The following is a 23,361-nucleotide window of genomic DNA, read 5'->3' as shown; positions in this document are numbered from 1 at the left end:
AAGTCGTTGGAGTTATGCGCAACTTTTTACCATGCACGCTCAGGGCGATTGTTGCGTGGTTGCTGGTCCCAGCGTTACCCGGCGACGGAGTAACGCTGCCCATGAAAATGCACTGCAATCAGTCATCAAACCCCCTTAGTATGTGTGCTTTGCAATTGCCCAAGGCTCGCCCATGACCATCGAGATTCGCCCCGCCGTGCCCAGCGATGCTGCGCAGATCCTGACTTTCATCACCGAGCTCGCCGAATACGAGAAGGCCCGGCACGAAGTGATCGCCAGTGTGGTGGACATTGAGCGCAGCCTGTTCAGCGAGGGCGCCACCGCCCATGGCCTGATCTGTTTGCGCGACGGCTTGCCGATTGGTTTCGCGGTGTTCTTTTTCAGTTATTCCACGTGGCTGGGCAGCAACTGCCTGTACCTCGAAGACCTCTACATAAACCCCGAGCAACGCGGCGGCGGGGCCGGCAAGAAGTTGCTGCGCCACCTGGCCAAGATCGCCTTTGACAACGGGTGCGGGCGTTTCGAATGGAGCGTGCTGGACTGGAACGAACCGGCGATTGCCTTCTACAAATCCATCGGCGCGCAGCCGCAGGAAGAGTGGGTGCGTTATCGCATGGAAGGTGATGCGCTGCGGGATTTTGCGCTGGGCTGAAAACACTGAAGTTCAAATGTGGTAACCCAACTCCCTGTGGGAACACAATCCCCTGTGGGAGCTGGCTTGCCTGCGATAGCGGTCTGTCAGTTGATACATCTTTAGCTGACCCACCGCTATCGCAGGCAAGCCAGCTCCCACATTGGGATTGGGTTGTCACATTTTTTTCGCGATATGTTCAATATATGGGATGAGAATTTATATATTGAGATATTTCAAAAGATCGGTTTATAGTCGCCTGCATCAGCACTCACTACCAAAAATAAAACAGGTGAAGCGATGCAGGCACAACCGTTGTCACTCCCCGCCGTGCCCGAGCCAACCTATGGCGAGCGGCTCAAAGACAAGGTGGTGATCATCACCGGCGCCGCCCAAGGCATTGGCGAGGCCATCGTCGCGTGCTTCCAGGCCCAGCAGGCGCGCCTGGTCATCGCTGATATCCAGGCTGAAAAAGTCGAAAAAGTCGCCGCCCACTGGCGCGACCGCGGCGCTGAAATCTACGCGCAAGCCGTCGATATCACTTCAAACGAGCAATGGCAGGCGCTGGTCGAACGGGCCATCGCGCGCTTCGGTCGCGTCGACGTGCTGGTCAACTGCGCCGGGGTCAACGTGTTCCGCGACCCGCTGCAAATGAGCGACGAAGACTGGCGCCGCTGCTTCGCCATCGACCTCGACGGCGCCTGGTTCGGCTGCCGCGCGGTGTTGCCACACATGATCGCGCAGGGCATCGGCAACATCATCAATATCGCCTCCACCCATTCCAGCCACATCATCCCCGGCTGCTTTCCCTATCCCGTGGCCAAGCATGGCCTGCTCGGCCTGACCCGTGCCCTGGGCATCGAATACGCGCCCAAGGGCATCCGCGTAAATGCCATCGCGCCGGGCTATATCGAGACCCAACTCAACGTCGACTACTGGAACGGCTTTGCCGACCCCCACGCCGAGCGCCAGCGCGCCTTCGACCTGCACCCGCCCAAGCGCATCGGCCAGCCGGTCGAGGTGGCGATGACGGCGTTGTTCCTGGCCACCGACGAGGCGCCCTTTATCAATGCCACCTGCCTGATGATCGATGGCGGGCGGTCTGTGATGTACCACGACTAGCACTTTTCCAATAACAAGAAGAGGTGGTTCATGTTGAAGAAGACACTCGGCACCCTGGCCCTTGCGATGGCCTTCAGCGGTGTGGCGCTCGCCGAAGAAGTGAAGATCGGTTTCCTCGTCAAGCAGGCCGAAGAGCCCTGGTTCCAGACCGAATGGGCCTTTGCCGAAAAAGCCGGCAAGGAACACGGCTTCACGGTGATCAAGATCGCCGTGCCCGATGGCGAGAAGACCCTCTCGGCCATCGACAGCCTCGCCGCCAATGGCGCCAAGGGTTTTGTGATCTGCCCACCGGACGTGTCCCTCGGCCCGGCCATTGTCGCCAAGGCCAAGGCCAACGGCTTGAAAGTCATGGCAGTGGATGATCGCTTCGTCGATGCCAAGGGCAACTTCATGGAAGACGTGCCGTACCTCGGTATGGCGGCCTTCGAAGTCGGCCAGAAACAAGGTGCGGCGATGGCCGCCGAAGCGAAAAAACGTGGCTGGGATTGGAAAGACACCTACGCGGTGATCAACACCTACAACGAACTCGACACCGGCAAAAAGCGCACCGATGGCTCGATAAAATCCCTTGAAGACGCCGGGATTCCCAAGGACCACATCCTCACCGCCGCGCTGAAAACCCTCGATGTACCGGGCAGCATGGACGCCACCAACTCGGCCCTGGTCAAGCTGCCCAGCGCCGCGAAAAACCTGATCATCGGCGGCATGAACGACAACACCGTGCTCGGCGGCGTGCGCGCCACCGAAAGCGCCGGGTTCAAGGCGGCCAACGTGATCGGCATCGGCATCAATGGCACCGACGCCATCGGTGAATTGAAGAAAGCCGACAGCGGCTTCTTCGGTTCGATGCTGCCGAGCCCGCACATCGAGGGCTACAACACCGCGCTGGCGATGTATGAGTGGGTCACCACCGGCAAGGAACCGGCGAAGTACACGGCCATGGACGAAGTGACCCTGATCACCCGCGCCAACTTCCAGGAAGAACTGACCAAGATCGGGCTGTGGAAATGACCGGCGCGGCCCTGCGCTTCAACGGCATCGGCAAGGAGTTTCCCGGGGTCAAGGCCCTGGCGCAGATCAGCTTTGAAGCGCGGCCGCATCAGGTGCATGCGCTGATGGGCGAGAACGGCGCGGGCAAGTCCACGCTGTTGAAGATCCTCGGCGGCGCCTACATGCCGAGCAGTGGCACGGTGCATATCGGCGAGCAAACCATGGCGTTCAAGTGCGCCGCCGACAGCATCGCCAGCGGCGTGGCGGTGATTCACCAGGAGCTGCATCTGGTGCCGGAAATGACCGTCGCCGAGAACCTGTTTCTCGGGCACTTGCCGTCGCGGTTTGGCGTGGTCAATCGTCGGCAACTGCGCGAGCAGGCGCTGGCGTGTCTCAAGGGCCTGGCGGATGAAATCGACCCGGAGGAGAAGTTGGGGCGCCTGTCCCTGGGCCAACGGCAACTGGTGGAAATCGCCAAGGCGCTGTCCCGTGGCGCGCATGTGATTGCCTTTGATGAACCCACCAGCAGCCTCTCCGCGCGGGAAATCGACCGGCTGATGGCGATCATCACGCGCCTGCGCGACGAGGGCAAAGTGGTGCTCTACGTGTCCCACCGCATGGAGGAAGTGTTCCGTATCTGCAACGCGGTGACGGTGTTCAAGGATGGCCGGTTTGTGCGCACCTTCGACGACATGCGCGCGCTGAGTCATGACCAGTTGGTGACCTGCATGGTCGGCCGCGACATTCAGGATATCTACGACTACCGCCCGCGCGAGCACGGCGAGGTGGCGCTCAAGGCCAAGGATTTACTCGGCCCCGGCTTGCGCGAGCCGATCAGTTTTCAGGTGCGCAAGGGAGAAATCCTCGGCCTGTTCGGGTTGGTGGGGGCAGGGCGCACCGAGCTGTTCCGCTTGCTCAGCGGTTTGACCCGCAGCACCGCCGGAAGCTTGGAACTCTGCGGGCAAAAACTGCAACTGCATTCACCGCGCGATGCCATCGGCGCCGGGGTGTTGCTGTGCCCCGAAGACCGCAAAAAGGAAGGCATCATCCCGCTGTCCAGCGTCGCCGAGAACATCAATATCAGTGCCCGTGGCGCCCATTCCGCGTTCGGTTGGCTGCTGCGTGAAGGCTGGGAAAAGAGCAACGCAGCGCAGCAGATCAAGGCGATGAAGGTCAAGACGCCGAACGCCGAGCAGAAAATTATGTACCTCTCGGGCGGCAACCAGCAGAAGGCCATTCTCGGCCGCTGGCTGTCGATGCCGATGAAAGTCCTGCTGCTGGATGAACCCACGCGCGGCATCGACATCGGCGCCAAGTCGGAGATTTACCAGATCATCCATAACCTGGCGGCCCAAGGCATTGCCGTGATCGTGGTGTCCAGCGACCTGATGGAAGTGATGGGCATCAGCGACCGCATCCTGGTGATGAGCGAAGGCGCCCTGACCGGCGAAGTGAGCCGCGACCAGGCGGATGAAGCGCGGCTGTTGCAACTGGCTCTCCCGCGTTCGCGGGCTTGAAGAATTCGAGGTGAATGATGTCCGACGTAAAAACTGCAAAGGGCTTCTGGCCGGGTTTCAACCAGCGCAAGTTCCTCGATGACTGGGTGATGCTGCTCGCGGCGCTGGGCATCTTTGTGCTCAGTGCGCTGTTTATCGACAACTTCCTTTCGCCGCTGAACATGCGTGGCCTGGGCCTGGCGATTTCCACCGTGGGTATTGCCGCGTGCACCATGTTGTTTTGCCTGGCGTCGGGGCACTTCGACTTGTCGGTGGGCTCGGTGATCGCCTGCGCCGGCGTGGTGGCGGGCATTGTCATTCGCGATACCGACAGCGTGGTGCTCGGCGTGTCAGCGGCGTTGGCCATGGGCCTGGTGGTGGGGCTGATCAACGGCATCGTGATTGCCAAGCTGCGTATCAATGCGTTGATCGCGACGCTGGCGACCATGCAGATCGTGCGGGGCCTGGCGTACATCTTCTCCAACGGCAAGGCGGTGGGGGTGATGGATGAGCGCTTCTTCGTGTTCGGCAACGGCCAACTGCTGGGCGTGCCGGTGCCGATCATCATCACCGTGCTGTGTTTTGTGTTCTTCGGTTGGCTGCTGAACTACACCACCTACGGGCGCAACACCATGGCCATTGGCGGCAACCAGGAAGCGGCGCTGCTGGCGGGGGGTGAATGTTGATCGCACCAAGATCATCATCTTTGCCGTGCACGGCTTGGTGGGCGCCTTGGCGGGGGTGATCCTCGCCTCGCGCATGACCTCGGGCCAGCCGATGATTGGGCTGGGGTTCGAGTTGACGGTGATCTCGGCGTGCGTGCTGGGCGGGGTGTCGTTGAGTGGGGGGATCGGCATGATCCGGCATGTGATTGCCGGGGTGTTGATCCTGGCGATTATTGAGAATGCGATGAACCTGAAGAACATCGATACCTTTTACCAGTATGTGATCCGGGGCTCGATCCTGTTGTTGGCCGTCATCATCGACCGCATGAAACAACGCTGAAGCTAGACCCAATGGAGATCCAAATGTGGGAGCTGGCTTGCCTGCGATAGCATCACCTCGGTTTAACTGGAAAACCGAGGCGCCTGCATCGCAGGCAAGCCAGCTCCCACAAAAGCCAGCTCCCACATTGGGAACGCCACTGTATTGATGTTCGGTATTTGCCATAATGCCCGCGCTTTCACACTTATAGGCCCGACATGCAGGAAAACGCCCCCACCCCCAGCAAAGACACCGCCCCCACCGGCACCCAGACCCTGCTCCGTGGCCTGGGCGTGGTGCAGGCGGTGGCGGCCGGTGCGCGGGATCTCAAAGAGATCGCCAAGCGCATCGGCACTACCCGCAGCACCACCCACCGCCTGGCCAGTTGCCTGGTGGAGGAGCGTTACCTGCGCGTGGTGCCGCAAGTCGGTTACCTGCTAGGGCCGAAGCTGATCGAGCTGGGTTTCCAGGCGCGTGAAGAACTGCCATTGGTAACCCTGGCGGTGCCGTACCTGGACGAGTTGTCGGCGCTGACCGGCGACACCATCCACCTGGCCATTCGCGAATACGATGACGTGCTCTACCTGCACAAGAACCCCGGCCGCAACGGCCCGGAAATGCGCTCGCGGGTCGGCCATCGCATGCCGCTGGCGCGCACCGGTATCGGCAAGGCGTTGTTGTTGGATGACCCGGTGCAAGAGTGGCAGCGCCTGTACGACGTGAGCCAGCCGGCGGCCGGCAAAAGCCCGCAGTGGCCACAGCACCCGGAGCAATCCTGGGCGCAGTTCGAGCAGCGCATGCGCGAATACGTGGTGGGTGGTTTTGCGTTCGATCTGGAAGACAACGAACCGTCGATCCGTTGTGTCGCGGCACCGGTGCGCGATGCCAGCCGGCGAATCGTCGCCGGCATCAGCATCGCCAGTACCGTGCCCTACATGCCGCTGGAAAAAATGGCCGAGCTGATCCCTGTGATCAAACAGGTCGCAGCACGGCTGTCAGCGGAGTTGGGCGCGAAGGCCTGATCAGACCTGATCGTTCCCACGCTCTGCGTGGGAACGTCGCCCCGGACGCTCCGCGTCCAGCGCCATCAGACCTTCAAAGTCGCCATGTCGATGACAAAGCGGTACTTCACATCGCCGGCGATCATGCGGCTGTAGGCTTCGTTGATGTTGCGGATGTCGAGCATCTCGATGTCGCAGCTGATGCCGTGCTCGGCGCAGAAATCCAGGACTTCCTGGGTTTCGGCAATGCCACCGATCAGGGAGCCGGCCAGCACTTTGCGGCCCATGATCAGCTTGGCGGCGTTCACCGGTGGGTCAACCGGTTCGATCAGGCCGACCAGGATGTGCACGCCGTCAAAGCGCAGCACGTCGAGGTAGGGGTTCAGATCGTGCTGCACCGGGATGGTGTCCAGCAGGAAGTCGAAGTGCCCGGCGGCGGCTTTCATCTGTTCGGCGTCGGTGGACACGATCACATGGTCGGCGCCCTGGCGACGGCCTTCCTCGGCCTTGCTCGCGGAACGGGTGAACAGGGTCACCTCAGCGCCAATCGCCTTGGCCAGCTTGATGCCCATATGGCCCAGGCCGCCCATGCCCAACACGCCGACTTTGTCTCCGGCCTTGATCCCGTAGTGCTTGATCGGCGAGTACATGGTCACGCCTGCGCAGAGGATCGGCGCGGCGCTGGCCAGGTCGAGCGTGGCCGGGATCTTCACGACGAAGTGCTCGCTGACGACGATGCTGTCGGAGTAGCCGCCCATGGTGTTGCTGCCATCGACGCGGTCCGGGGTGGCGTAGGTCATGGTCGGGCCTTCGAGGCAGTATTGCTCCAGGTCCGACTTGCACGCGTCGCAGTGGCGGCACGAATCGACCATGCAGCCCACACCGACCAGGTCGCCGACTTTATGCGCGGTGACGTTGGCGCCGACGGCGGTGACCTTGCCGACGATCTCGTGGCCCGGCATCAACGGGTACACGGCGATGCCCCACTCGTTGCGCGCCTGGTGGATGTCGGAGTGGCACACGCCGCAGTAGAGGATCTCGATCGCCACGTCATCCACGCGCGGGCTGCGGCGCTGGAAGGACATCGGGGCGAGGGGTGTGGTGGCCGACTGGGCGGCATAACCGATGGCGGTGTACATGGGGAAAACCTCGCAAAAACAATCACAGGAGAGGCGGCGCATTCTCCGCGCCGGGCCTTGCAGCGGCCATGGCGATTGCTCCGAGTCTCATGCCTATTCGTCCGGGAGTGCCCTGTGTTTGGATTTATGTGTCGCCAGACCTGCGATGATGCTCTCATCCCTTTTTCGCGAAGTTTTTTGCCATGTTGTTGACCCGCCATCTCGACGCCAACGCCACGCTGGTCTCCTTGATCGAAGGGCTGACGCCCTGCGACGGTTTCTCCCCGACGAACCTGCCGGGCGTGAAGGTGTTGCGCGCCAGTTGCGATGTGGCGCGCGGGCCGCAGATCTATGAGCCGAGCCTGATGTTCGTGGCCCAGGGCAGCAAACTCGCCTATCTGGGCCCGCGCACGCTGGAGTATGGCGCCGGGCATTACCTGATCCAGGCGATGCCGGTGCCGTTCGAATGCGAGACGTTTGCCATGGCGCCGGATGCACCGCTGTACGGGGTGACGGTGAACATCGATCGCGTGGTGTTGGGCGAGTTGGTGATGGCCATGGGCATTCAGGCCGGGCCGCCGCCGACGGCGCAGACCTTGGAGTCGATGAGTTCAGTGGTACTCGATGACGCCATGCGCGGTTGCGTCGAGCGGCTTTTGCAGTGCCTGCACGATCCGCTGGAAAGCCGGATCATGGGCCCGGCGCGGGTGCGTGAATTGTTGTTCACCGCACTGCGTGGGCCGCAGGCGGATGTGTTGCGTGCGTTGGTGGAGCAGCAAGGGCAGTTTTCGCGGATTGCCACGTCGTTGAACCACCTGCATGCGCATTTTGACGAGCCGCTGAATATCGAGACGTTGGCCGGGTATGCGCACATGAGTGCGTCGACCTTTCATGAGCATTTCAAGCGCTGCACGTTGTTGTCGCCGGTGCAGTATCTGAAGCGCCTGCGGTTGTTGAAGGCGCAGCAGTTGCTGTTGGTGGAGGGCATGGGCGTGGCGCAGGCGGCGCACAGCGTGGGGTATCAGAGTACGTCGCAGTTCAGCCGCGAATATAAGCGCTACTTCGAGCGTAACCCCGGCGAAGAGCGGGTGGCGTAGGTCTTGCTGGCTCACCACAGTCAATGTGGGAGCTGGCTTGCCTGCGATAGCGGTCTGTCAGTGTCTTATGTGTAGCTGACCCACCGCTATCGCAGGCAAGCCAGCTCCCACATTTGACCGAGTTGTGCCAGCTATAAAAAAGGCTCCCATCTGGGAGCCTTAGTTGGCGCTTACATATTCGGGTAAGTCGGCCCGCCCGCGCCTTCCGGCGTAACCCACGTGATGTTCTGCGAAGGGTCCTTGATGTCACAGGTCTTGCAGTGCACACAGTTCTGGGCGTTGATCTGGAAGCGCTTCTCGCCGTCTTCCTTGGTGATCACCTCATACACGCCAGCCGGGCAGTAGCGCTGCGCCGGTTCATCGTAGAGCGGCAGGTTGGTGCCGATCGGGATGCTCGGGTCTTTCAGCTTCAAGTGGCACGGCTGCTCTTCTTCATGGTTGGTGCTGGAGAGGAACACCGAGCTCAGCTTGTCGAAGCTCAGCTTGCCGTCGGGTTTCGGGTAGTCGATCTTCTGGCTGTCTTTCGCCAGCTTGAGGCAGGCGTAGTCCGGCTTGGTGTCGTGCAGGGTGAACGGCATCTTGCCGCCGAGGATGTTCTGGTCGAACCAGTTGAAGCCGGCGCCGATGATCGGGCCGAACTTGTGCATCGCCGGGCCGAAGTTGCGGCTGGCGAAGAGTTCTTTGTACAGCCAGCTCGACTTGAAGCTGTCGACGTAAGCGGTCAGTTCGTCACCGCCCTCGGAGTCGGCGAACAGGCGGTCGGCCACGGCGTCGGCGGCGAGCATGCCGGATTTCATCGCGGTGTGGCTGCCCTTGATCTTGGCGAAGTTCAGGGTGCCGAGGTCGCAACCGATCAGCGCGCCACCGTTGAACACCATCTTCGGCAGCGAGTTCAGGCCGCCTTTGCAGATGGCGCGGGCGCCGTAGCTGATGCGCTTGCCGCCTTCCAGGTACTGGGCCAGCACCGGGTGATGCTTGAGGCGCTGGAACTCATCGAACGGCGACAGGAAGGTGTTGCTGTAGGACAGGTCGACAATCAGGCCCACGACAACCTGGTTGTTTTCCAGGTGATAGAGGAACGAGCCACCGGTGTTCTCGTTCTTCATGATGTCCAGCGGCCAGCCGGCGGTGTGCACCACCAGGCCTGGCTGATGCTTGGCGGGGTCGATTTCCCAGATTTCTTTGAGGCCGATGCCGTAGTGCTGGGCGTCGGCGTCGCTGTCCAGGTTGAAGCGCTGGATCAGTTGCTTGCCGATGTGGCCACGGCAACCTTCGGCGAACAGCGTGTACTTGCCACGCAGCTCCATGCCCGGGGTGTAGACGCCTTCTTTCGGATGGCCTTCACGGTCGACGCCGAGGTCGCCGGTGATGATCCCGCGCACCACGCCATTTTCGTCGAACAGCGCTTCCTGGGCGGCGAAGCCTGGGTAGACTTCCACGCCCAGGTTCTCGGCCTGCTGGGCCAGCCAGCGGCACAGGTTGCCCAGGGAGATGATGTAGTTGCCTTCGTTGTGCATGGTCTTGGGCACAAAGAAGTCGGGAACCTTGGTGGAGGCTTCGGGGCTGCGCAGTACATAGATGTCATCGCGCACCACGGGGGTGTTGAGCGGGGCGCCAAGCTCTTTCCAGTCCGGGAACAGTTCGTTCAGGGCGCGTGGTTCAAACACGGCACCGGAGAGGATGTGGGCGCCGACTTCGGAGCCTTTCTCGACCACGCAGACGCTGATTTCCTTACCGGCTTCGGCGGCCTTCTGCTTCAGGCGGCAGGCGGCAGACAGGCCCGCCGGGCCAGCGCCGACGATGACCACGTCGAATTCCATGTATTCGCGTTCCACAGGTTATCTCCTACTCAAGGCTCAACAGGCTTTTTTTCTAATGGGGTGGAGGTTTGGTGTCGTCTGGCGCGAAGGCCCGACCCACCTTTCTCTCTAGGTGGCGCATTATATATAGACCACTGCGAGCGTCCAATACAAACGTTTGTTTGAATTGGCCGCAGGCTAGGTAAATCAAAGCAACGCGGCTTATGACTGGCTATTTTGGCGTATTGACCAGAATAGGCGTTCCGGTCAATATACGGTCGGTTTTGCGCTTACCGTAGGCAGACAGCGGGTTTCAAGAGCACGTCCAAAGACAGGCTAAAGGCATGCGTGCCCAAATGATGGCGCGCAGTTTACACGCCGCGATAAAGAATGACCTCTCAGTCACCACTGACGAACGGTCATCACTTCCCGTGAGCAAGGTCCCTGCCGAAGGTTTTGGAGGTGCCCTTGTGTGCCGATGAGCATCAACCGCCAGGTTCGCCTAGGCGACTTTCTTTTCAACGGAGAGTAACGAGGAATCCATGAAGGTTCTTGTAGCTGTCAAACGCGTTGTCGATTACAACGTGAAAGTTCGCGTCAAGGCGGACAATTCCGGCGTCGATCTTGCTAACGTCAAGATGTCGATGAACCCTTTCTGTGAAATCGCCGTGGAAGAAGCCGTACGCCTCAAAGAAAAAGGCGTGGCAACTGAAATCGTCGTGGTTTCCATCGGCCCTACCACTGCTCAAGAGCAGCTGCGTACCGCCCTGGCCCTGGGTGCCGACCGTGCCATCCTGGTCGAGTCTGCCGAAGACCTGACCTCCCTGGCCGTGGCCAAGCTGCTCAAGGCCGTTGTCGACAAGGAACAGCCTCAGCTGGTGATCCTCGGCAAACAGGCCATCGACAGCGACAACAACCAGACTGGCCAGATGCTGGCTGCCCTGACCGGTTACGGCCAAGGCACCTTCGCCTCCAAAGTCGAAGTGAGCGGCGACAGCGTAGCTGTGACCCGTGAAATCGACGGCGGCGCCCAGACCGTTTCCCTGAAACTGCCGGCCATCGTCACCACCGACCTGCGTTTGAACGAGCCGCGCTATGCGTCCCTGCCAAACATCATGAAAGCCAAGAAGAAGCCGCTTGAGTCGGTCACTCCTGAAGCTTTGGGCGTTTCCACCGCCTCCACCAACAAGACTGTAAAAGTTGAAGCCCCGGCTGCACGCAGCGCGGGCATCAAGGTCAAGTCGGTGGCTGAACTGGTCGAGAAACTGAAAAACGAAGCGAAGGTAATCTAATCATGACTATCTTGGTAATCGCTGAACACGACAACAAGGTTGTGGCCCCGGCCACCCTGAACACCGTGGCGGCTGCCGCTAAAATCGGTGGCGACATTCACGTGCTGGTAGCAGGCCAAGGCGCTGGCGCCGTGGCTGAAGCCGCGGCGAAAATCGCTGGCGTGAGCAAGGTACTGCTGGCCGACAACGCCGCGTACGCTCACCAGCTGCCAGAAAACGTGGCCCCGCTGATCGCAGAGCTTGGCGCTGGCTACAGCCACATCCTGGCTGCCGCGACCTCCAACGGCAAAAACATCCTGCCACGCGTTGCCGCGCAGCTGGACGTTGACCAGATCTCCGAGATCATCTCGGTTGAAAGCGCTGACACCTTCAAGCGCCCGATCTATGCCGGTAACGCCATTGCTACCGTGCAATCGACCGCTTCGGTAAAAGTCATCACCGTGCGCGCCACCGGTTTCGACCCGGTTGCCGCTGAAGGTGGTTCGGCTGCCGTTGAAGCCGTCGCGGCTGCCCACGACGCTGGCACCTCCAGCTTTGTCGGCGAAGAGCTGGCCAAGTCGGATCGTCCTGAGCTGACCGCTGCCAAGATCGTCGTTTCCGGCGGCCGTGGCATGCAGAACGGTGACAACTTCAAGCACCTGTACGCCCTGGCCGACAAGCTGGGCGCTGCGGTCGGCGCTTCCCGCGCGGCCGTCGACGCAGGTTTCGTACCCAACGACATGCAGGTCGGCCAGACCGGCAAGATCGTTGCGCCACAGCTGTACATCGCGGTCGGTATCTCCGGCGCGATCCAGCACTTGGCCGGTATGAAAGACTCCAAAGTGATCGTTGCGATCAACAAGGACGAAGAAGCACCGATCTTCCAGGTGGCTGACTACGGCCTGGTCGCGGACTTGTTCGACGCCGTACCTGAGTTGGAGAAGCTGGTCTAATCCAGCCGCTTCACTTATAAAGAGCCCGGTCCTTGTGACCGGGCTTTTTTTTTGACTGGCTGGAGAACTTCCCCATGGAATTGCGTCGCTGGACTGTACTGCTGGGCCTCACGCTGCTGCCAGGCCTGACGCTGGCCGCCGGCAAATGCGAACGCCTGGTGATCACCGGCAGCCCGGACGCACCGCCCTTGCTCTGGCGCGACCCCCAAGACCCCACGCGGCTGATCGGTGCCACCGCCGATGTGTTGCAACAAGTGGCCAAGGACCTCGGCCTCAAGGTTGACCTGCTCTACGGCGGCAAACGCTCCCTGGCCCTGGACGAAGTGCGCAGCGGGCGCATGGACATCCTCGCCGATGCACCGCTGAACCTCGGCGAACTGGACACCCTCGACTACATCCACCCGGCACTGGTGCACACCGATTACCTGGTGTGGACGCGCAAGGATTCGGCGCTGGCCTACACCACCGCCACCGACCTGCACGGGCACAAGGGCGCGGTCTCGGAGCGTGCACGCTTGAGCGCCGGTTTCGAAACCTTCGCCGGCCAGCAACTCACCCTGCAACGCTTGCCCAGCTTGACGCCGGCCTTCCAGAAACTGCTGCTTGGCGAAGTGGATTACGTCCTCGCCGGACGTTACTCCGGCATGGCCATGGCCCAGACCCTGGGGATGAGCAATGACTTGATCGCCCACGAAGTGCCGGTCGATCAGCCCGGCCTGTACCTGGCGATTTCCCACAACTCCGCCTGCAATGATCCGTGGCTACGCGGACAGTTGGCTAAAAAGATGACAGAATTGTCGGCCTCCGGTGTGGCGCAAGCAGCGTTGCAGAGCAATCTGGAACGTTGGAAAGCGCAATTGCAGCAACCTGTCGGCACCCCAGCAAAGTAAGGATTTTCAGTGACTCTTCGACCTCTTTTCGCGGCCCTCGCCGTTGTAGCTCTGGCGGGATGTGCGAGCGATCCTGCGCCGATTGAACAAATGCGCCTCACCCAGCAAGCCTTGGAACAAGCCAGTGCCGTAGGTGCCAACGCGGATGAATCGGCTGAATTGAAACTGGCCGAAGCCAAGTTCGCTCGGGCCCAGGGCAGCATGGCCGATGAGTCCTACAAAAATGCGCGCATGCGCGCCGAACAGGCTGAACTGGATGCGCGCCTGGCCGAAGCCCAAGTGCTGACCCGCAAGAGCCAGGAGCAGTTGAACGTGCTCAACACCCGCATCACACGCCTGCGCAAACAGCTGCAGTTGGGAGAAGCCCAATGAGCCCGCTGATCCGTGGTCTGAGCTGCGCGTTGCTGGTGAGTAGCGCAGTGCTGGGCGGTTGTGCCAGCCATCCCAACAGCGAGCAGGCCTTGCAGCAGGCGGGCAGCGACTTCCAGAAGGTCAAGGAAGACGCCAACGTGCTGCGCTTCGCGCCCAAGGATGTGATCCGCGCCGGCGAGTCCCTGGCCCGTGCCGACCGCCTGTCCAGCTACTGGGGCAGCGGCAACGACGTTGCGCATTACGCCTACCTGAGCCAGCGCTACAGCGCCATCGCCCGCGAACACACCGAGCAGGCGCTCAACGCCGAACGGGGCGCCAAGCTCGAACTGGAACGCCAGCGCCTGCAACTGGCCCTGCGGGAAAACAAGCTGACCAGCGTGCAGCAGCAGGGCAAATGGCTCGAAGAACAGATCGCCAGCCTGACCACCACCCAGACCGATCGCGGTTTGGTGATGACCCTGGGCGACGTGCTGTTTGATACCGGCGAAGCCGAGCTGAAAAACTCGGCGAACCGCACCGTGTTGAAAATCGTCCAGTTCCTGCAACTGAACCCCAAGCGCGTGGTGCGGATCGAGGGTTATACCGACAGTACCGGTGGCGAACAGGAAAACCTCAAACTGTCTCGTGACCGCGCGCAATCGGTGGCCGATGTGCTGGTGGACCTGGGGATCGATGAAAAACGCATTCAGGTCGAGGGGTATGGCGACCAGTATCCGGTGGAGGCCAACGCGTCCGAGCGGGGCAGGGCGCAGAACCGTCGGGTAGAGATTGTGTTCTCCGACGAGAAAGGCCAACTGGGCGCTGCTCGCTAAAAGCCAGCTACCAATTCAAATGTGGAGTGGGCTTGTGTGGGAGCGGGCTTGCCCGCGATAGCGGTGGGTCAGTCAAGAATGTTTTTGCTGATACACCGCTATCGCGGGCAAGCCCGCTCCCACATTTTGTCTGGTGTACACCCAAAAGGCACTTAAGCACCCTTACAGTTTTTACTGTCACTCCCGCCCGCGCTCGACTATTGTGGCAACTGTCCCCGTACACTTCTAAACTGTGCCGGTATGTTTCACACAAAAATAAAATACCCGTGAAATCGAGTGCTGCGTCATGACCAATCTGTTGCTCTACCAACGTATCGCCCAGCAACTGGCTGAGGATATCCGGCGCGGTGTCTATCAACCGGGCGAGCGTGTGCCTTCGGTGCGCAAGATGAGCTCCCAGCTCAACGTCAGCCATGCCACGGTGTTGCAGGCATACGCCAACCTGGAAGACCAGGGGCTGATCCGCGCGCGGCCGCAGTCCGGCTACTACGTGCACCAGACGCCCGCGCTCACCGCGCCGACGCCAGACATCGCCCGTGTAGAGCGCCCAGGGTTGGTCACCCGCAGCAGCATCATCCAGCAGGTATTGGTCGAGTCGCGCCGCGAAGGCGTGTTCCCGCTGGGCGCCGCCGTGCCGAGTGTCGATTACTTGCCGGTGCGCGCACTGCACCAGCAGTTGGCCAAGGTCACGCGCTTCCAGAGCCCGCGGGCGTTCAGCTACATGTTCAGCCCCGGTTTCGAGCCGCTGCGGCGCCAGGTGGCGATCCGCATGCGCGATGCGGGCGTGGTGGTGGACCCGTCCGAAGTGGTGATCACCCACGGTTGCGTGGATGCGTTGCAGATGTCGCTGCGGGTGCTGACCCGTCCCGGCGACCTGATCGCTGCGGAATCGCCGACTTATTACGGGTTGCTGCAACTGGCTGACCTGCTCGGCCTCAAGGTCATCGAAATTCCCAGCGACCCGGCGTCGGGCATGAGCCTGGAAGCCCTGCAACTGGCGGCCAACCAATGGTCGATCAAGGCCCTGGTGCTGACCACGCGCCTGAGCAATCCCCTCGGCGGCACCATGCCCGAGGAACGGCAGAAACAGTTGCTGCGCCTGGCCTCGGATTTCGATATCCAGATCGTCGAGGATGATATCTACGGCGAGTTGATGTTCGAAGTCGGCCGCACCAAGGCCCTGAAAGCCTATGACCGCCTGGATCGGGTGATCTACTGCTCGAGCTTTTCCAAGACCTTGTCCCCGGGCGTGCGCATTGGCTGGATGATTGCCGGCAAATACCAGCAGGAAATCCAGCGCTTGCAGATGTTCAGCACCCACTCGGCGTGCAGCGTCACGCAGATGGGCGTTGCGGCCTACCTGGAAAACGGTGGTTATGATCGTCACCTGCGCTATATCCGCCAGGAATATCGCAAGAACCTCAACGCCTTCCAGCTGGCGGTGCAGCAGTACTTCCCCGAAGGCACGCAGATGACCCGTCCCAGTGGTGGTTTTATCCTGTGGGTCAGTTTGCCGGGGCGGGTCAATACCCAGGAACTGCACGTACGCGCCCTGCAACAGGGCATCAGCATTGCGCCGGGGCTGATTTTCAGTAACACCGAGCAGTTCAACCACTGTATCCGTCTCAACTGCGGCACGCCGTGGAACCGCGAGGCAGAGCGCGCGCTGATGACCTTGGGGATGCTCGCCAGCCAGTTGTGCCAGGAAACCGCAGCGGGCTTTTGAACTCCGGAACAGGGGCATGATCGGTAGTAGGCTAATCACCACGCTTGTCATGCCGCGCACAACAAGCGAGCATATGGCCCTCTGCCGTTAATGCTGTTGGCGATATGACCTCTATTTTTCGTGCTGTCTGGGTGATTGGCCTGCTAAGCCTGTGCAACGTCGGCACCGTGCTGGCGGCGGCGCCTGTGACGGAACGCGCACCTGTCGCTGCCGAGCAAAAGACGCCGGCGAAAAAAGCCCCGGTGGCGAAAAAGAAGGCCCCGGCAGTGAAAAAACGCGTAACGAAAGCGAGCAAATCCGCCAGCGAAGTGGCCCAGACTAAATTGCCACCGGCACAGTTGGATCTGTCCTTGCCTTCAGACATGGTCAGGCACTTGCAGCCCATTGGCACCATGCCCAAACCCAAGAGCGTGCCCTTGCTGCCGCCGATGTTCGGTGAGAAACCCACCGACAACAGCGCCTTCCAGATCAACGGCCGCCTGCTCAGCAATGAGATGAAGCTGCAACTGCGCAACGAAGAGCGCCGTGACGTGGAAGGTGCAGCGTTGGAATTCGAGTTCAAGCAGTAAACTTTTCCCACAAACGTGACGGCGCCCTTCGACCATCTGTCGCAGACTGGTCAGTCACTTTTGTTTTCTGCGAAAAACCCCTGTTAGACCATTTTAAAACGGCTGTTTAAGGGCGTACTCTAGCCCGGCCATCCACATTGAGTCGTCGAGGACCTGCTGGTCATGAAATGCCGTGAAGGCTGTGGCGCTTGCTGCATCGCCCCCTCCATCAGTTCGCCACTCCCCGGAATGCCACAGGGCAAACCGGCGGGCGAACGCTGCCTGCACCTGTCGGTCGAACAGCTGTGCCAACTGTTCGGGCAACCGGAGCGACCGGCGGTGTGCAGTGATTTCAAGGCGGATATCGAGGTCTGCGGCACCGACCAGGCCGATGCGATCCGTTTGATCGGCTGGTGGGAGCAGATGACGGCGGCTTGATGGGCTTTACTATCGGAACTTCAACAATAAGGAATACAACAATGGGTTCGCTGAAACGAATGGCTGTGTTGTGCGGTTTTACGGTGATGTTTGCTGCCACTGCCCAGGCTGAGGATTGGCAGGTCGCCAAGGACGAAGACGGGATCAAGGTGTCGCTGAGCGAAGTCGCTGGCTCCAAGTACAAGGCGTATCGCGGTGTGACCACGATCAAGGCGCCGGTGGCCAAGATCCAGGCGCTGCAAGAAGACGTGGCGGGCGCCTGTTCCTGGATTCACGAGTGCAAATCGCAAAAACTGCTCAAGCAGGAAGGCGACAAGAGCTGGACCTACACCCAGTTCAAGGCACCGTTCCCGGTGACCGACCGTGACTCCATCCTGGAGATCACCACCTCCAAGGCCGCCGACGGCACGCTCACCCGCAAGTTGCTGGAAGTGCCCACCTATCAGCCGGAAGTCAAAGGCTACGTGCGTGTCGCCCAGGTCGAGGGTTTCTGGAAGCTGGTGCCAAAAGGCGACAACCTGACCGAAGTCACCTATCAAGTACACACCGAGCCAGGCGGCAGCGTGCCATCGTGGTTGGCCAACAAGTTCGTGGTGGACGCGCCGTTCAACACCTTGAAAGCCCTCAAGGACCACGCCGAGAAGTAAGCGCAGTTGATCAGGTGCCTCCGGCCTTGGGTGGAACGTTTGGCGAACCCTCAAGGTCCAGATGGATGTGAGCCCACACACGGGCTTTATCGAGGAGGCACCGATGCAAACGTGGAAAATTACCTTCGTTGACGATCACGGCGAGACCTCGGTGGAGCAGTTCGCCTGCGCTGAAAAACCCAGCCTCGAAGACGCCGCGCACATGATCCGCAACAAACTGGTACCGGTCGCCGCCGAACTTGACCTCAATGACCTTGAGGGGCGCAAGCCCGAGCCGACGGTCAAGATCCTCAAAGACCAGAACAGCATTCAAATCCTCGACATCTCGCCTGCCGCCTGAACATTCCCTGATTGCCATTAAAGCGCCTCTGGTGGAGGTGATAGCTTCGCGCTACTCTGCAATCGAGATCAGCGAATGAATCGCTAAGGTCTGGTCTTGTCAGCTACATGCTTGTTTTCCAGCGGTGTTGTCATTGCCGTGGTACCCACGCCATTGCGGCGTGGGCTTCGGGAAGCACGGAAAGTCTATCCATCGGTTAGAGGAGCACTTTTCATGAGCACAGCCTATCAAGAAGACATCAGCACCAACGTTCTGCGCCGCATGAAAGAAGGCGGCTTCGACTTCTCGCGTTTTCACCCCATCGAGTTCTACGCCATTTTCCCGGATGAGGAACGGGCGCGCAGGGCTGCGGGCGAGTTTCGTGGGGAATCCCTGAATGCCCAGGTCAGCGCGCGCGACGATGGCGCCTGGTACCTGGAACTGAGCAAGATCATGTTCGCCACCTACGACGGCATCGGCGACTTCGAGCAAGACTTTGAAGCCGTGGTGGAACCGCTGGGCGGGATTATCGAGGGCTGGGGCGTCAAGCAGGAGGTGCGTGGTTTACCCATGTAGCCGTATGAGAAACACAGCGTATCGGCTGACCTCAGGGTCGGCCGATTTTGTTTGTGCCGTAGGCAAACTTTTCGGAACTTGCGGGCCCTTTTTCAGCACCAAAAAAAAAGCCACCCAGCAAGGGTGGCCTAAAGGGAAGAGCGGTGTGCTGAAAGGAGCGTGTTCAGCAGATGAGCGCGATTATCCGCAGGCGTGGCCGGGCAGTGAAATCAACTCTGACTATGCTGTTGATAGTCAAAGCTCGCATTGCGATGAAGCGTACGACAGGACGGCGGGCATTCCTCGCACCAGGACGGTGCGGCTGGATTTCTGTTTCTATTCAACTCACTGATTTTTAAGTGTTTATGCCGCTGGCACGGGCCTTGCGATGGTTCTTGCGTCCGGGTGACAAGGAGTACGGCATGATCCGCACTTATTACGATGAAATGTACGATGGGGCAGGGCAGGTCCGCCCCCATTACCGCGAATTCGCCCGCTGGTTGGCCGAAACCCCTGCTGAACTGCTGGCCCAGCGCCGGCGCGAAGCCGATTTGCTGTTTCACCGCGCCGGGATCACCTTCACCCTTTACGGCGACGAGCAGGGCACCGAACGCCTGATTCCGTTCGACACGATCCCGCGCAGCATTCCTGCCAGCGAATGGCGGATTGTCGAGCGCGGCTGCATTCAACGGGTCAAGGCGCTGAACATGTTTCTCGCCGACCTGTACCACGAGCAGCGCATCATCAAGGCCGGGATCATCCCCGCCGAGCAGGTGCTGGCCAACGAGCAGTACCAGTTGGCAATGCAGGGCCTGGACCTGCACCGCGACCTGTATTCCCACATCTCTGGGGTCGATCTCGTACGTGATGGCGACGGCACCTACTACGTGCTGGAAGACAACCTGCGTACCCCCAGCGGCGTCAGCTACATGCTCGAAGACCGCAAGATGATGATGCGCCTGTTCCCCGAACTGTTCGCGGCCCAGCGCATCGCCCCCATCGACCATTACCCCAACCTGCTGCTCGACACCCTGAAAAGCTCCAGCCCCCTGGACAACCCCAGCGTGGTGGTGCTGACGCCGGGGCGCTTCAACAGTGCGTTCTTCGAGCATGCCTTCCTGGCCCGGGAAATGGGCGTGGAACTGGTAGAAGGCGCCGACCTGTTCGTGCGCGACGACCGCGTCTTCATGCGCACCACCGACGGCCCCAAGGCAGTGGACGTGATCTATCGCCGCCTCGACGACGCCTTCCTCGATCCGCTGGCGTTCAACCCCGACTCCATGCTCGGCGTGCCCGGCCTGCTCGCGGCCTATCGCTGCGGCAACGTGGTGCTGGCGAACGCCATCGGCACCGGGGTCGCGGATGACAAGTCGGTGTACCCCTTCGTCACCGACATGATCCGTTTTTACCTGGATGAAGAGCCGATCCTGAAGAACGTTCCGACCTTCCAGTGCCGTAAGCCCGACGAACTGTCCCACGTGCTGGCCAACCTGCCGGATCTGGTGGTCAAGGAAACCCAAGGCTCCGGCGGTTACGGCATGCTGGTGGGCCCCGCTTCCACGGCGGCGGAGATCGAAGCCTTCCGCGCACGCATCAAGGCCAAGCCCCATGCCTATATCGCCCAGCCCACCCTCTGTTTGTCCACGTGCCCGACTTTTGTCGAAAACGGCATCGCGCCGCGCCATATCGACCTGCGCCCGTTCGTCTTGTCCGGCAAGGAAACCCGCGTCGTGCCGGGCGGCCTGACCCGCGTGGCACTGCGCGAAGGCTCGTTGGTGGTCAACTCGTCCCAGGGCGGCGGCACCAAAGACACGTGGGTGGTGGAGGACTGATGCCATGCTGAGTAGAACTGCCTCGGATCTGTACTGGATGTCGCGCTACCTGGAGCGCGCGGAAAACCTCGCGCGCATGCTCGATGTCAGTTATTCGCTGTCGCTGATGCCCCAGGATGGGCGCGGCGATGGCCTGCATGAACTGGCGATGCCGCTGCTGATCACCGGCACCCTGGATGATTACCGCGAGCGCCACGGTGAACTGCACGCCGAACACCTGCTGCACTTTTTCGCCCTGGATGCGGCCAACCCGGCGAGCATCTACAGCTGCCTTGGTGCGGCGCGGGCCAGCGCCCATGCGGTGCGTGGGCGAATCACCGCCGACATGTGGGAAAACATCAATGCCACCTGGCTGGATATTCGCGATATCGCCCAGCAAGGCCTGAGCCGCTACGGCATGAGCCGCTTTTGTGAGTGGGTCAAGGAACGTTCCCACCTGTTTCGCGGCGCGACCTACGGCACCATCATGCGCAACGACGCCTTTCGGTTTATTCGCCTGGGCACCTTTATCGAACGGGCCGACAACACCCTGCGCCTGCTGGATGCGCGCTACGAAATGGCCGGCGACCAGGCTGCCGCAGTCACCGACGGCACGGCCCACGCCTACTATCAATGGAGCGCCTTGCTGCGCGCGCTGTCCTCGTTCGAGGCCTACACCGAGATCTACCGTGATGCGCCTGGCGCGCGGCAAGTCGCCGAGTTGCTGCTGTTGCGCGCCGATGTGCCGCGTTCGCTGCGCGCCTGCAGCGAGGAAATCGACCAGATCCTCGCCAGCCTGCCCGGCCTCAACGGTCGCCCGGCCCAGCGCCTGGCCGCCGAGATGGACGCGCGCCTGCGCTTTACCGCCATCGATGAAATCCTCGAGGAAGGCCTGCACGCCTGGCTGACCGACTTTATCCCCTTGGTCCGCCAGTTGGGCGACGCCATCTACAGTTCCTACCTGGAGGCCGCATGAGACTCTCCATCAGCCACGAAACCACCTACCACTACGACGACCAGGTTCGCGCGAGCATCCAGTACCTGCGCCTTACGCCCCACGACAGCGAGCGCCAGCACGTCCTCAGCTGGCAACTCGACCTGCCACGCCCAGTGCGCGCCCAAGTGGACCCGTTCGGCAACATCCTGCACGTGCTGACCCTGGACGAACCCCACGACGCCATCATCATCGGCGCCCGTGGCCAGGTCGACATCGACGAGCTGCGCGAAGCCGAACACGAGAGCCAGTCCGCGTTCCCCTTCCTGCGCAGCCCGCCTGACCGAGGCCGACGAAGCCCTGCGCGGCTTTGCCCGGCAGCACTGCCAGCAACGTCGCGACCGCAATGCGTTGATCGACCTGATGCAGGCGCTGAATCACTCGATGGTCTATACCCCCCGGCGCCACCGAAGTGGACACCAGCGCCGCCGAAGCCTTTGCCGGCGGCGCGGGCGTGTGCCAGGACCACACCCACGCGTTCCTCGCCTGCGCCCGCAGCCTGGGGGTACCGGCGCGATATGTGTCGGGGTATTTGTACACAGAAGACAGCGCGCACCTGGCCAGCCACGCCTGGGCCGAAGCCTGGCTGGATGACGCCTGGTACAGCTTTGACGTGACCAACCAGCTCGCACGGCCCGAGCGGCATTTGAAGCTGGCTGTGGGCCTGGATTACCTCGACGCCTGCCCGGTGCGCGGCATGCGCCGTGGCGGCGGGCATGAGCAGATGCATGCCAAGGTATTCGTGGCGCCGACGCCGGTGATTGCGGTGCAGCAACAGTAGGCGAAGGTGATCAGCTGTGGGCGCTGTGTTGGAAGGGCTGACAGTGCTCCCACAGGCACATCCAATCCCCTGTGGGAGCTGGCTTGCCTGCGATAGCGGACTATCAGCCAGTACCTGTTTAGCTGACCCACCGCTATCGCAGGCAAGCCAGCTCCCACAGTTGATATAGGTTGTACTCAGGGATGTTGTTTACGCCCTGCCATATGCTTCAAATACCCCACCAACAAATCCAGCTCATTATCCGGCAACACACTCGCCGCAAACCCCGGCATCTTCGCCTGCGACCAGTGCCTCAGGCTTTGCGGGTCACGGATATAACGCTTGAGGAAATCCCCGCCGAAATACTCCGTGGGGTTGTAGGGAATATTCAGGTCCGGCCCCACCTGCGCATCGCCGGCGCCATTGAGCCGGTGACAGGCCAGGCAATTCTTCTGGAACAGCGCAAAGCCCTGGTTGATCGGATCATCGGCGGCCAGTTTCGGGTCCGGCAACAGGGACGGAAACCGTTCGGCCACGCCCTTGAGCTGCTTGATCGCGGCGACCTGGAAGGGCCACTGCTCCGGGCTGATATGGCCGGCTTGCGGGTCCGTCCACACCAGGTAGAAGGGCCCGGCACTCGGTTTTCCAGGCGCCAGTGCGGGCCACGGGTGCGCCGGGTCTTCCACCGCCAGCCAGGCGCGGGCGCCACGTTTCTCCAGCAGCGGTGCAGCAGCGAGTTCGGCAGCGAACCCATCGAGGGCAACCGCTTGCAGATGGCTCTGCGGATCAAGGCCCGGTAGGAGCACCGCCAGCGGCACTGCGCGATACGTCATGGCGCGCTTGTAGGAAACGTCATCGACGATCTGCACCGTTTGCGCGTCCGGGTGCTTGAGCAGCTCGGCGGTCTGCCAGGTCTTGCTGGCGTGGTCCAGTTCGACGCTCAATGGCGCGGCCGCGACCGGCAGGGTGAAGAACAAGGCGAGGAGGGCGAGGATCGATTTCAAGAGAAAGGCCCGATACAAAGTGG

22 protein-coding genes and 2 pseudogenes are annotated in these 23,361 nt (G+C 61.2%); 21 read left to right on the top strand and 3 right to left on the bottom strand.

Features of this window, described 5'->3' with window-relative positions; genetic code table 11:
• Positions 1-172 precede the first annotated feature (172 nt).
• The 6 genes and pseudogenes from PSH87_RS21085 (at position 173) to PSH87_RS21060 (ending at position 6,245) form a co-directional block, all read left to right on the top strand.
• Entirely contained in the window at positions 173-652 is a 480-nt protein-coding gene (locus PSH87_RS21085; RefSeq protein WP_010208407.1) for a GNAT family N-acetyltransferase, read from the top strand.
• Positions 653-931: 279 nt separating this feature from the next.
• Entirely contained in the window at positions 932-1,753 is an 822-nt protein-coding gene (locus PSH87_RS21080) for an SDR family oxidoreductase (protein ID WP_017739261.1), read from the top strand.
• 30 nt (positions 1,754-1,783) lie between these two features.
• The gene (locus PSH87_RS21075; RefSeq protein ID WP_305430968.1) at positions 1,784-2,764 is read left to right on the top strand and encodes a substrate-binding domain-containing protein; all 981 of its coding nucleotides are present in this window, start codon (positions 1,784-1,786) and stop codon (positions 2,762-2,764) included.
• Positions 2,761-4,260: an L-arabinose ABC transporter ATP-binding protein AraG gene (araG, locus tag PSH87_RS21070; RefSeq protein ID WP_305430966.1), complete on the top strand. Its 1,500-nt coding sequence runs from the start codon at positions 2,761-2,763 to the stop codon at positions 4,258-4,260. Before PSH87_RS21075 ends, araG begins: the two co-directional genes overlap by 4 nt.
• 17 nt (positions 4,261-4,277) lie before the next feature.
• Positions 4,278-5,244: pseudogene (gene araH, locus PSH87_RS21065) on the top strand (L-arabinose ABC transporter permease AraH).
• Positions 5,245-5,441: 197 nt separating this feature from the next.
• Positions 5,442-6,245 carry an IclR family transcriptional regulator gene (locus PSH87_RS21060; protein ID WP_305430964.1) on the top strand — a complete coding sequence of 268 codons (804 nt, stop codon included), beginning with the start codon at positions 5,442-5,444 and terminating at the stop codon, positions 6,243-6,245.
• A gap of 65 nt (positions 6,246-6,310) precedes the next feature.
• Here PSH87_RS21060 and PSH87_RS21055 read toward each other — a convergent pair whose 3' ends face one another.
• Entirely contained in the window at positions 6,311-7,363 is a 1,053-nt protein-coding gene (locus PSH87_RS21055) for an NAD(P)-dependent alcohol dehydrogenase (protein WP_122485029.1), read from the bottom strand.
• A 182-nt stretch (positions 7,364-7,545) separates the two neighbouring features.
• Here PSH87_RS21055 and PSH87_RS21050 point away from each other — a divergent pair, with 182 nt between their 5' ends.
• Complete coding sequence (locus PSH87_RS21050) at positions 7,546-8,439, top strand: AraC family transcriptional regulator (RefSeq protein ID WP_305430962.1); 894 nt, start codon at positions 7,546-7,548, stop codon at positions 8,437-8,439.
• A 170-nt stretch (positions 8,440-8,609) separates the two neighbouring features.
• Here PSH87_RS21050 and PSH87_RS21045 read toward each other — a convergent pair whose 3' ends face one another.
• Positions 8,610-10,274 (bottom strand): electron transfer flavoprotein-ubiquinone oxidoreductase, encoded by a 1,665-nt coding sequence (locus PSH87_RS21045; protein WP_305430960.1) that lies wholly within the window; start codon positions 10,272-10,274, stop codon positions 8,610-8,612.
• Between the two features lie 506 nt (positions 10,275-10,780).
• On the opposite strand from PSH87_RS21045, the gene PSH87_RS21040 reads away from it, so the two are divergent.
• The 14 genes and pseudogenes from PSH87_RS21040 (at position 10,781) to PSH87_RS20975 (ending at position 22,355) form a co-directional block, all read left to right on the top strand.
• Positions 10,781-11,530, top strand: a complete 750-nt coding sequence (locus PSH87_RS21040) for an electron transfer flavoprotein subunit beta/FixA family protein (protein ID WP_017138339.1) — start codon at positions 10,781-10,783, stop codon at positions 11,528-11,530.
• A gap of 2 nt (positions 11,531-11,532) precedes the next feature.
• Positions 11,533-12,462, top strand: coding sequence for an electron transfer flavoprotein subunit alpha/FixB family protein (locus tag PSH87_RS21035; RefSeq protein ID WP_017739253.1), 930 nt, complete (start codon positions 11,533-11,535; stop codon positions 12,460-12,462).
• Positions 12,463-12,536: 74 nt separating this feature from the next.
• Positions 12,537-13,352 (top strand): ABC transporter substrate-binding protein, encoded by an 816-nt coding sequence (locus tag PSH87_RS21030; RefSeq protein ID WP_017739252.1) that lies wholly within the window; start codon positions 12,537-12,539, stop codon positions 13,350-13,352.
• A gap of 9 nt (positions 13,353-13,361) precedes the next feature.
• The gene (locus PSH87_RS21025) at positions 13,362-13,724 is read left to right on the top strand and encodes a DUF4398 domain-containing protein (RefSeq protein WP_026137113.1); all 363 of its coding nucleotides are present in this window, start codon (positions 13,362-13,364) and stop codon (positions 13,722-13,724) included.
• Entirely contained in the window at positions 13,721-14,536 is an 816-nt protein-coding gene (locus PSH87_RS21020) for an OmpA family protein (protein ID WP_017739250.1), read from the top strand. The genes PSH87_RS21025 and PSH87_RS21020 overlap by 4 nt, the downstream gene beginning before the upstream one ends.
• A gap of 286 nt (positions 14,537-14,822) precedes the next feature.
• A complete protein-coding gene (locus tag PSH87_RS21015) occupies positions 14,823-16,262 on the top strand; it encodes a PLP-dependent aminotransferase family protein (RefSeq protein WP_017739249.1) in 1,440 nt (479 codons plus the stop codon).
• Positions 16,263-16,366: 104 nt separating this feature from the next.
• The gene (locus PSH87_RS21010; RefSeq protein ID WP_305430958.1) at positions 16,367-16,831 is read left to right on the top strand and encodes a translation initiation factor 2; all 465 of its coding nucleotides are present in this window, start codon (positions 16,367-16,369) and stop codon (positions 16,829-16,831) included.
• Between the two features lie 162 nt (positions 16,832-16,993).
• The gene (locus tag PSH87_RS21005) at positions 16,994-17,248 is read left to right on the top strand and encodes a YkgJ family cysteine cluster protein (RefSeq protein ID WP_026137112.1); all 255 of its coding nucleotides are present in this window, start codon (positions 16,994-16,996) and stop codon (positions 17,246-17,248) included.
• Positions 17,249-17,289: 41 nt separating this feature from the next.
• Complete coding sequence (locus tag PSH87_RS21000) at positions 17,290-17,895, top strand: START domain-containing protein (RefSeq protein ID WP_017739246.1); 606 nt, start codon at positions 17,290-17,292, stop codon at positions 17,893-17,895.
• 103 nt (positions 17,896-17,998) lie between these two features.
• Positions 17,999-18,235, top strand: a complete 237-nt coding sequence (locus PSH87_RS20995) for a hypothetical protein (RefSeq protein WP_207045904.1) — start codon at positions 17,999-18,001, stop codon at positions 18,233-18,235.
• Between the two features lie 213 nt (positions 18,236-18,448).
• Positions 18,449-18,790, top strand: coding sequence for a ribonuclease E inhibitor RraB (locus PSH87_RS20990; RefSeq protein WP_015885395.1), 342 nt, complete (start codon positions 18,449-18,451; stop codon positions 18,788-18,790).
• Positions 18,791-19,191: 401 nt separating this feature from the next.
• On the top strand, positions 19,192-20,601 hold the full coding sequence (locus PSH87_RS20985; protein WP_017739244.1) for a circularly permuted type 2 ATP-grasp protein: 1,410 nt from the start codon (positions 19,192-19,194) through the stop codon (positions 20,599-20,601).
• A 4-nt stretch (positions 20,602-20,605) separates the two neighbouring features.
• Positions 20,606-21,556, top strand: a complete 951-nt coding sequence (locus PSH87_RS20980; protein ID WP_026137110.1) for an alpha-E domain-containing protein — start codon at positions 20,606-20,608, stop codon at positions 21,554-21,556.
• Positions 21,553-22,355, top strand: a pseudogene (locus PSH87_RS20975) (transglutaminase N-terminal domain-containing protein). Before PSH87_RS20980 ends, PSH87_RS20975 begins: the two are co-directional and overlap by 4 nt.
• 176 nt (positions 22,356-22,531) lie before the next feature.
• On the opposite strand, the gene PSH87_RS20970 reads toward PSH87_RS20975, so the two are convergent.
• Complete coding sequence (locus tag PSH87_RS20970) at positions 22,532-23,338, bottom strand: cytochrome c (protein ID WP_305430956.1); 807 nt, start codon at positions 23,336-23,338, stop codon at positions 22,532-22,534.
• Between the last annotated feature and the right edge of the window lie 23 nt (positions 23,339-23,361).

The organism is Pseudomonas sp. FP453 (assembly GCF_030687495.1).
Classification (GTDB): domain Bacteria; phylum Pseudomonadota; class Gammaproteobacteria; order Pseudomonadales; family Pseudomonadaceae; genus Aquipseudomonas.
Note: the sequence above shows the minus strand (reverse complement) of the source record. Positions and strands in the feature narration are given on the sequence as shown.